The 10002-nt window shown below is 36.2% G+C and carries 9 protein-coding genes; 3 read left to right on the top strand and 6 right to left on the bottom strand.

Annotated features, from left to right (window positions below):
• The first annotated feature begins 25 nt into the window (after window positions 1–25).
• Window positions 26–211, top strand: coding sequence for a MerR family transcriptional regulator (locus tag CWO92_RS18160; RefSeq protein WP_158175434.1), 186 nt, complete (start codon window positions 26–28; stop codon window positions 209–211).
• A 323-nt stretch (window positions 212–534) separates the two neighbouring features.
• On the top strand, window positions 535–1392 hold the full coding sequence (locus CWO92_RS18165; protein WP_101355626.1) for a Cof-type HAD-IIB family hydrolase: 858 nt from the start codon (window positions 535–537) through the stop codon (window positions 1390–1392).
• A gap of 42 nt (window positions 1393–1434) precedes the next feature.
• On the opposite strand, the gene lacD is transcribed toward CWO92_RS18165, so the two are convergent.
• From lacD to pfkB, 3 genes are read right to left on the bottom strand one after another with little or no spacing between them, the layout of a single operon-like run.
• The gene (lacD, locus tag CWO92_RS18170; protein ID WP_101355627.1) at window positions 1435–2406 is read right to left on the bottom strand and encodes a tagatose-bisphosphate aldolase; all 972 of its coding nucleotides are present in this window, start codon (window positions 2404–2406) and stop codon (window positions 1435–1437) included.
• A gap of 14 nt (window positions 2407–2420) precedes the next feature.
• Window positions 2421–4307, bottom strand: a complete 1887-nt coding sequence (locus tag CWO92_RS18175; RefSeq protein WP_101355628.1) for a fructose-specific PTS transporter subunit EIIC — start codon at window positions 4305–4307, stop codon at window positions 2421–2423.
• On the bottom strand, window positions 4308–5231 hold the full coding sequence (gene pfkB / locus CWO92_RS18180) for a 1-phosphofructokinase (protein WP_101355629.1): 924 nt from the start codon (window positions 5229–5231) through the stop codon (window positions 4308–4310). It abuts the gene before it with no gap.
• Window positions 5232–5361: 130 nt separating this feature from the next.
• Here pfkB and CWO92_RS18185 point away from each other — a divergent pair, with 130 nt between their 5' ends.
• Window positions 5362–6150, top strand: coding sequence for a MurR/RpiR family transcriptional regulator (locus tag CWO92_RS18185; RefSeq protein ID WP_235851633.1), 789 nt, complete (start codon window positions 5362–5364; stop codon window positions 6148–6150).
• A 61-nt stretch (window positions 6151–6211) separates the two neighbouring features.
• Here the strand turns inward: CWO92_RS18185 and CWO92_RS18190 are convergent, their stop codons facing one another.
• From CWO92_RS18190 to CWO92_RS18205, 3 genes are all read right to left on the bottom strand, one after another.
• Window positions 6212–7468 carry a hypothetical protein gene (locus tag CWO92_RS18190; protein WP_235851634.1) on the bottom strand — a complete coding sequence of 419 codons (1257 nt, stop codon included), beginning with the start codon at window positions 7466–7468 and terminating at the stop codon, window positions 6212–6214.
• Window positions 7469–7609: 141 nt separating this feature from the next.
• Window positions 7610–9094, bottom strand: a complete 1485-nt coding sequence (gene proP / locus CWO92_RS18200; protein ID WP_101355632.1) for a glycine betaine/L-proline transporter ProP — start codon at window positions 9092–9094, stop codon at window positions 7610–7612.
• A gap of 250 nt (window positions 9095–9344) precedes the next feature.
• Window positions 9345–9848: a universal stress protein gene (locus CWO92_RS18205; protein WP_235851635.1), complete on the bottom strand. Its 504-nt coding sequence runs from the start codon at window positions 9846–9848 to the stop codon at window positions 9345–9347.
• Window positions 9849–10002: the final 154 nt, after the last annotated feature.

The raw sequence follows: 10002 nt of genomic DNA on the forward strand, positions 1-10002 counted from the left end.
AACTATCATTTAGGATGTGAAAATAGTGAGAATTGGAGAGTATATTAAAGTATTAAATACAACCAAGGATACTGTAAGATATTATGAAGATTTAGAGTTACTGACTCCAAAATGGAATGGAAACAGAAAAGATTATGGAGAAAAAGAAATACAAGATTATGAGGTGATTATGGAGTTTAAAAGCTTCGGACTAAGTCTTAATGCCGTTTAAGCTGAAACGATCATTTGGATGTGGAAATCCCCATCTCATTGAGGAAGTATTCTAGCAACTAAAAAACCATGTAGAGATATTGCGTCAGGAAGAGGCAGAAATAAAAAATCGAAGGATACAGTTGGAAAAACAGTTAGATCAACTTGAGGGATTGTTTTAAAGATAGCAAACAAACTATATATTCCATTGTTGAAAAAAACAAAGATTTATCCGATTAACCATTAAGATTACATAGAAAAGAAGGTTATAATTATAAGGATAACTACGGGTAGTATATACTAAATTACTAGTGCAGAATTTGCTTACAGCTTGGAGGATTGAAAATGAGATTAATTGCTATAGATTTGGATGGAACCTTATTATCAGAAGATGGGACTATTAGTGCTACAAATGTAGAGGCAATTCATGATGTGCAAAAGCAAAGAGACATCATAACGATTTGTTCTGGTAGATCTCTTCATGATACGCAAGCAATTCTAAAGAATGCCGGTATTGATTGCCCGATTATAACTGGAAATGGTGCAATTGCTTTTCACGGAAAGGAAATTATTCAAAAACTTGTTATTCCTGATAATGTTCTATCAGAGCTGATTCCTTTTTTGGAATCAGAGGGCTTTTATTTCGAATTATATACAAATCAAGGAATTCATCTTTTAGCAAAAGGGAAAGAACAGTTGGGTGAAGAAATCCGTTTATTAGCCGAGAAAGATCCTACATTCCCCATGGAGTGGGCAAATAAAGAAAGAGATATTCAATTCCAACAATTTGGTTTGCACTACATAAATGATTACAAAGATATTGATATACCCAATTTAGAAGTATATAAAATTTTTGTGTTATCTTTTGATCGCAAAAAGCTGGAGCATCTTGAAAATACTTTAAAGAACCGGCAGGATATATCCCTTACCTCCTCTGGCAGTACAAAACTCGAAATTGCCCATGCTGAGGTAAGCAAAGGAAACGCCTTAACCTACATGGCAAATTTTTTAAGCATACCATTACAAGATACGGTTGCAATCGGAGACAATTTAAATGATATTTCCATGTTCAAAGTAGCAGGAATTAGCGTAGCAATGGGAAATGCTGTAGAAGAGGCAAAAAAGCTCAGCACTTATACTACCAAGAGATATAATGAGGATGGAGTAGCATACGCTTTACGAAAGTATGTAATAAAGGCCTAAGATGGAAAAGGCAACGGTGCAAATACCGTTGCCTTTCTTGTATTATTTAATTTTATCAAAACAAGAAGACGCTGTTTCTTGAATGACATTATTTAGTGCCTGAATATTTGCCTTCCCTTGTGTGTGCAACCATTCTTTCGCTTTCTCCATACCTTGGTTAGCATAAACTGCTACCCCATCTTTCCAAGTAGCTCGACCACAAAGGACACCATTAAAATCAGAACCGGCTTCGTGAGCAAAACGCAAGGTATCTTGAAACAATTCCGCACTAACGCCAGCACTTAAGAAGATAAATGGTAAATCCGTTGATTCGCTTTGTTCTTTGAAGAACCTTTTCGCTTCCTCTCTTGTATAAACGGAATCTGTTCCGTAACCTTCAACATAATCCATATTGACAGGGACTTCCACCTTCAATACGTCTACATTATATTTGGGTTTAGAGAATTCTATCATCATATCATTTACTTTATGCGGTTTGACTTTGGCGTATTCTTTACTTTTAGTATCCTCTGTTTTACTATCGTAGGATAATAGTTCTAAAAAGAATGGGATATCCTCCGCTTCACATTCTGAACCAATTCGTTCCACAAATGCATGCTTTTGATCATTTATTTCTGCAGGTTCATCCACATCATAGTATAGTAAAAATTTCACCGCATCTGCTCCTGCTTCTTTCAATCTTCGAGCAGACCAATTTGATAAAAGATCTGGAAATTTCCCTGGCTTTGTAGCATCGTATCCAGTCTTTTCATATGCAATAAGTAACCCAGCATTAGAATCCCTTCTTTCCGCGGCAGGTAAACCATACTCCGGATCTAATAGAATAGAAGATGCATAGGGTGTTAAAGATTCAGAGACAAGTACTTTAAATTCTTCCATTGTATACTGGGTTCCCTTTTCCCCCATCATCTTTTTCAATGCGCCACGTTGGTCAATAGCAAGGGCACTGATAATCCCTTGTTCATCCGTTAAATTTTGCAGAGCTTTTCTTTTTTTCTCACTAACTTCTCTCATTGTTCGTTATCCTCCTATCGGATATTGTCTATAAACATTTGATAGATTTCTTCGGAACTGTTTGCCTGTTGTAATCGATTGATAAATTCCTGATGAACTAAAAGCTTCGATACCTCTGATAAATAGCGTAGGTGGTCATTTCCTTTTCCTTTAGGAATAAACATGGCAATTATGATATTCGTCGGTTTCCCATCAAGAGCATTCCAATCGACACCTTGGTTTAATTTCATAATTACTATGCTTGCTTTCCGAATACTATTAAGCTCTGTATGTGGAATCGCAATACCTTGTTCCATTCCTGTCGAACTTAACCGTTCCCTTGTTTGAAATCCCTTTACTACTTCTTCTGCATTAGTGCTTATATCATTCTCTTTTGAAATTTCCGCTAATTTAAGAAATACCTCTTGTTGTGATGCTGCATCTACATTACAGAAGATATTTTGAATATCCAACACAGCGTCTAGTTTTTCCGTTTCACCAGATTCATGTTTTTCTTCAGTAGTTTGTTGTTCCTTTGCTACTGTTCTTTTTTGATCCCAGGCCATTAGTAATCCACTTATGATGGCACCTACTAGAATAGCGATAACCCATAGTACTGCATGAGTAACGATTGGCAATACAATAAATCCACCATGTGGTGCAGGAACTTGCACTTTAAATAAATAGGTTAGGATTGCCGCAATAGATGATCCTAGCATAAGGATTGGGATGACCTTAATTGGCTTCTTCGCAGCAAACGGTATTGCTCCTTCTGTAATATGAGTAGATCCAAGTAAAAAATTCACATAACCTGCACTGCGGTCACTTGCTGAATAAGCTTTTCCACCAAATAAAACTGCGAAACCAGTTGCTAACGGTGGTGCAATACATGCTGCTGATACTCCAGCCATAAAGAAGTAATTTCCTTGCGCTAACAATGCTGTCCCTGTAACATATGCCGCTTTATTAACAGGGCCACCCATATCAAATGCACTCATACAACCAACGATTAGTCCTAATAGGATTGGACTTGAGTCTTGGAAACCGCTTAAGAATGACATCATTCCTTTATTAATGGACTCCATTGGTGCAGATAAAAACCACATTGCAAATCCGGCCACAAAAATACCTAATACAGGGAAAAGGAAAATAGCCTTTAGGCCATCTAATTGCTTAGGCAATCCTTTTAATACATAGGCTAACCCAACCATAATATAGCCGGTTAAGAAACCTCCAACGATTCCTCCCAAAAATCCAGTACCATTCATGTAAGCAATCATCCCGACGATAAATCCGATAATCAACCCAGGCCTTTTCGCAATAGATTCAGCAATGTAAGCACATAAAATAGGTACCATTAAATTCATGGATACTCCGCCTATCGTTTTTAAATAATAAGCGAATTGATTATATTCAGGGCTTTTTGGATCAGCCGAATTGATACCAAACATAAATGATATGGCTACCATCACACCACCTGCTACTACAAGCGGAAGCATATGGGATACACCATTCATAAGGGAAACATAGATGCTGTGCCAGATAGATGTTTTCTGGTTGCTTTGGCCAGCTTGACCTTGCACTCTAGCTTGGCCATCTTTATATTTAGGAACATTGCCAGATAGGATTTCATCTATTAATTTATCTGGCTCTTTAATTCCTTTACTAACGGAAACATTGATGACAGTTTTTCCAATAAAACGATCAGCATTGACATCCTTATCTGCTGCAATGATGACACCATCTGCTGCTTCTATCTCTGCATCCGTCAATGCGTTTCTTATCCCTTCCTGACCATGTGTTTCTACTTTAATCGTGATGCCTCTTTTTTTCGCCGCTTCTTCTAATGCCTCTTGCGCCATATAGGTATGGGCAATTCCTGTAGGGCATCCAGTAGCTGCAATAATTTTGTATGTCTTCATCTATATAACCTCCCTTTTCAATTGAATTTGCTCTCTTAATAATGGAATATCTTCTAAATTGCTTAACCCTGCTGTAAAAGCGGTAGATGATCCAGCCGCCGTTGCACTTATTAAAGCTTCCTCTACATTTCCTGTTTCTATGATCTTACCAATAAATACAGCCAACATCGTATCACCAGCACATGCTGTATTTACTACCTTGCCTTTTGGAGCAGTTGTCCATAAGATAGTTTCTTCATCTACATATAAAGCTCCCTTTTCACCGCGTGATACTAAAATCCTCTTAGCCCCTTTATCTAAAAGCAACTTTGCGGCATTTGCCAATTCTTTTTCTGAATCTAGCTTTTCAACACCTAATAATTGAGCTAATTCCTCGTCATTTGGTTTGATTAAATATGGATGATACGACAGGCAATCAATCAATCTATCGGAACTTATATCCAAGATTAAGGAGAACCCTTGTTTCTGAGAGAGTTCAGCAATGGCAACAAAAATTTCATCCTTTATTCCTTTAGGCAAGCTTCCAGATACAAAGAGCATATCTTCACTTGTAAAGGTCTTAATATAATTAAGAAGCTCTTCTTGGGCCTTTTTGCTAATTTCCGGTCCCTTATTTACCGCTTTATACTCTAATTCCCCTGATCGAATAAAGGTATTTATTCTTGTGATGCCATCTACTTTAATAAAATTTACATCAATCGAATTTCTCCTTAATTCCTGTTCAATATATCCTCCCGTAAACCCACCTAAAAACCCTGTGGCAGTACTATGAATATTCATTTTCTTTAACATAAACGAAATATTAATAGCTTTTCCATTCGCTTGATAGTCTTCAAAAATACTGCGATTTACTACGAAGGGAGAAAATTGTTCAAACTCCGTAAATAAATCGATGGCGGGATTCATGGTACATGTATAAATCATGTTGGTTCCCTTCTTTCCTCACTGCCTTATGTTTCACTTTATACTCATATTGTGGCACAATAGAGGCTGTAAATGTTTACAATGTTAAACGTTTTCAATGTAAAACTTTTCTTTTTGGGAGATGGTAAATGTGTCACAGACGTTTTTAAACAGAGCAAAGAACCTGTACAGCACACTAAGTGAAACAGAACGATATTTAGTCGATTATATAAAGCAGCATTTAGACACTATCCCTCAAATCTCCATTGTAAAACTAAGCGAACAGGCTAATGTATCCACCGCCACGATTGTCCGTACCATGCAAAAGTTAGGGTACAGTGGTTTTACCGCTTTTAAAATCCATTTAAAAGATGACTTTGATTCAAGTACGGAATTTTCTATTGTGGAAAAGATAGATAAAAAAATCCAAGAGGCTATTTTGAAAAATGAACAGGAAGTCATTAAAACCATTCAACTTCTCGATAGCGGAACTATAGAGGACGCACTTCAAAAGATTATTCACTCACGAAAAATCATCATTTTTGCTCGAGGCTTCTCCGAGCTAATCGCGAAGGAAATGATGGTTAAATTTCAACTGCTTGGAAAGAGCTGTGAACTTCACGATGATCCGAATATCATAAAAACAATTAGCAAAAAAATGGATAGAAAAGATATTGTGATTTTTGTATCATTAAATGGAAAGACAGAGGAATTGGTAGAAGCAGCCAGTAATTGTCAAGTGAATGGAGTTAGCACTCTGCTCCTTACATGTAATCAAAACAGTCCATTATATAAGCTATCTGAAATCTCTCTCGTTGGATTTAAATCGGAAATCTCCTACTTCCCGGAATATGAGGTGCGCTCCCGATTACCTATTCAAGTAATGGCACGGATAATATTGGATGCTTACGCCATTAGGACAGAGGAAAAATTCACATAAAAAAGAAATTTAAAAAAAGCAACTTCCCTTATATTAGTAAGTTGCTTTTTCTCATCCAAATCTATAGGTCATTTAAACATAAAATTTCCCCATTGGATGCGTTCACTCCAAACTGACAATCTAATTTCCCGCATAAAACAAATTTTCCTTCTATAAAGTCATAAACATAGCAAGGTGTTAGGACGATTTTTTCTTTCAGTTTTTCATATGCATCTTCTTTGGTCATGACTGCTTCATCAGATGTTTGGAATTGATCGAACATTTCCAGTAGTGGTTTATTATCAATATAATTACATACTTCAAGTGATTGTGCATCTATCAAAATGGTAAGCTTTCTTTTCCATACTTGATTTTTCTGTTCTTTTTCTCTTAAAACTGCGTAAATATAACCTTTATCCCGATGGAGGGTCTTTAATTTCCATTTACCAGAGTCATTTGGAAATACTTGTTGTAAAAATGCTGTGACCTCCTCTAAACATTTTTCAGTCTCCTCCTCCGTTATTGGAAAGGACTCAGGAGATGGCTCATCTGAAAAAGCCTGTTCTTCTGTTATTTCAACTATCCAATTAATCTTCTTTCTCTTAAAAGGCTTGCGAACCGATTCATCCCAATATATCGTTTTGTTTATTTCTGTATAAAAACGTGTGTCCACATTAAATGGAATAGTCGATACTCGGTCATTTCTAACAAATATCTCCTCGATCCCATATAAATGGATAAGTCTTTCTTCCTCATATAATGGTAATTCAATTAATTTGAATTGTTTCTTTATTAGTGTTTCCACCTTATCTTTAGAAAGAGAATAAGTCTCTCCAGAAACCAAATCAGTAGATGGAAATGAGCCATATACAGTGAAAAATGTAAGATTTCCTTCTTTGTCATGTTGTAATTCAATATGTCCGGATGGGTACAGGGAGACACCATCTATACATCCACGAAAGCGAAATTCACCTTTCCCCTCTTTTTCTAATATGAAATGCCTGCCATAAGTTAAACCAGTCTCTTCTTCAATCCAACCGATGATCTGATTCCTTTCCCTAAATCTAACTCCATCTGCAAGGGAAATTCCGCCGACAAATATTGCACTCTCTACCTTTCGGCTTTTTATCTCTATATCAATAATAGCCGTACCATCTGGATTGTAGTCTTCATCCTCATGTTCAATCACATGATTAGGAAACCATTCCATCGTTAATGTATAAACGGTCTCTTGAAAAAGAGTAATTTTTTGATTTAAGCTATGTCTTTTTAAATAATAGCTTTCTAATCCAAATTTTTTTCTTGCTAATTCTACTAGTTCTTTAATTTTATTATCCATTTCCCCACCCGCTGTCCTAAGTATACTAAATTTAGCGTAACATATTTTTGAAAAACAGGTGCCAATTTCCACAATCTTTTACAATCTATAACAAAAATAGAAGCGGAGAACTCTAATGTCCGCTTCCTACTGCCAAAATCATTACTCTTTCTCTTTTCCTGATTCATCCATTTTTTCTAATATATTATTTCTTTCCTCTTTCCACCAAATTGCCTCTTGAGGATTTTCCAAAATCTCTGCAATCTCATGTTTTTCCTCCACTGCAGGTGCGGAGCCCCGCAACGCTTTTCCGGTAGTTTCCTTTACAAAAATCATGGTAATAATACCAATTAGGCAAGCAGCCATAATGTAATAAGCTGGAATCATCTTGTTATCTGTTACCTTTATTAACCATGCCAAAACCAATGGAGTTGTACCGCCAAATAAAGAAACGGAAATATTAAAGGTAATGGCTAATGCAACATATCTTACTTGTGTAAAAAACAAGGAAGGCAGCATGGATGGCATAGTCGCTTCAAAAGTGGCTAATAGAATAGCCAATATCATTAGTCCCAAAAAAACCATCCAATTACTCCCACTTTCAATCATCTTAAACGAAGGAATGGACAGAAGAATGACCCCAATCAAACCTCCTAAAATAATGCGCTTATTCCCAATCCGATCACTAAAATAACCCATGAGTAAAACAATCGGAATCATGATAAACATAACAATCAGAATCAACAAAAGACCCTTCGTTTCTTCATAACCTAAAACAACATTTAAATAAGATGGCATATAAGATAGCAGCATATAATCCACAACATTAAAAAATAAAACTAAGACCATCCCTTTCAGAAGCTGAGGCCAATGAAAAACAAATACCTTCTTTATTAATCCTTTCTCATTTTCTTTCGGTTTGCCCTCATTCATCGCTTCAAAGATAGGCGTCTCCTCTAAATTATTTCTTAAATAAAGACCAATAAGACCTATCGGTGCGGCAATGAAGAATGGAATACGCCATCCCCAATCAAGCATTTTTTCTGGTCCGAGAATAAAACTTAGAATCGTCACAATCCCAGATCCAGCGATATATCCAACTAATGTACCTACCTCTAACCCGCTTGATAAAAATCCCCTTTTTTTATCGGGGGAGGATTCTACGATGAACGTCATAGCACCTGAATATTCACCGCCTGTAGAAAATCCCTGGACCAATCTGGCCAAAAGCAAAAGAATAGGAGCTAGATTTCCAATCTTTGCATAGCCCGGTATTAAGCCCATACTTAAAGTGGCCAGAGACATTAACACTAATGTGATGGTTAAGATTTTTTTTCGTCCTAATTTATCACCCAACATACCAAAAAACATTCCACCTAGAGGACGAACGATAAACGCCACGGCAAAGGTGGCAAATGAATACACGATTTGGAGTGGCCCTGTCACACCTGTAAAAAACACCTTTCCTATGGTCACAGCCAAATAAGAATAAATTCCAAAATCAAACCACTCCATCGCATTTCCAAGGGCGGTAGCCACCACCGCTTTTTTGGCTGCATCTGTATCCACAATGGTTATATCATCTTTTTTTAACCTTCTTTTAGACTTTTTTCTAGTTCCCGACCATTTTTCCACGTTATCAACCAATTGTCTCACCTAAATTCCTTTTCAAAATCAAATCATAATGTTATTTTGAGCAGGCTTCTACTATGCTATTCAGATGAAATTTCTTCTTCATGTTTTTACATTAGACACATACTATTTTTAATAAACGAATACCCCGGAGCAAATAATAAGGGAACCATACCAATAACGGTTCCCATTTTTCATAGTCTAGATTTATTTCTGCTCATTTTTGCTCTTTGTCTATCCATTAAGAAATTATTTCGTAAAACGATTATTTTACTACGAGAACATCCATCTCCGCGTTTTTCATAATTGTTTCACTTACACTTCCTACTAATAGTTTTTTCAATAGTCCTTTTCCACTATTCCCAACAATAATTAAATCAACATGATGCTCGATTGCGAAATCACATAAGTCTGTACTAGGCTTTCCATCTAATGCTTTGAATTCTGCAGGTACACCTTGATAATTTAAAAAGGATCTTGCATGGTCTAAAATATATTCCGTAGAATCATGAAAGTTCTCTTTACCGTTCTTTGGCATTTCTTCTTCGCGCAATATCATTCTTACAGGATATACACCTCCATTAGGAGTAGGACCAATAGGGTAATTTAAATGATATTGATCAAATGCAAGATTATTTGTATATTCTTGAATAACATGCGCTACCGTTATTTTACTTTCAGGATTCATGGAGTAAAATTGTGCTGCTCTTTCTAATGCTTTTACACTGTCTCTGGAATCATCAAAACCGATAAGGATATGCTTATACATTTCTAGCTTCCTTTCATTTTTTCTGACTTATCTTTTTATACCCGTTTTTATTGACTAAAAAACATTAGTAAAAGCTTTTTAGTGTAATTCACCCCGTAACTATACCATCGTGAAAATAAAAATAGAGGCTGGGACATAACTAGCTTCAAATAAT

Origin of the sequence: Heyndrickxia camelliae, assembly GCF_002844575.1 — a bacterium.
Classification (GTDB): domain Bacteria; phylum Bacillota; class Bacilli; order Bacillales; family Bacillaceae_C; genus Margalitia; species Margalitia camelliae.

Bases quoted from the DNA above. Each gene is read 5' to 3' on its own strand.
- CWO92_RS18165 (WP_101355626.1), top strand. From the start codon at position 535: ATGAGATTAATTGCTATAGATTTGGATGGAACCTTATTATCAGAAGAT.
- lacD (WP_101355627.1), bottom strand. From the start codon at position 2,406: ATGAGAGAAGTTAGTGAGAAAAAAAGAAAAGCTCTGCAAAATTTAACG.
- CWO92_RS18175 (WP_101355628.1), bottom strand. From the start codon at position 4,307: ATGAAGACATACAAAATTATTGCAGCTACTGGATGCCCTACAGGAATT.
- pfkB (WP_101355629.1), bottom strand. From the start codon at position 5,231: ATGATTTATACATGTACCATGAATCCCGCCATCGATTTATTTACGGAG.
- CWO92_RS18190 (WP_235851634.1), bottom strand. From the start codon at position 7,468: ATGGATAATAAAATTAAAGAACTAGTAGAATTAGCAAGAAAAAAATTT.
- CWO92_RS18205 (WP_235851635.1), bottom strand. From the start codon at position 9,848: ATGTATAAGCATATCCTTATCGGTTTTGATGATTCCAGAGACAGTGTA.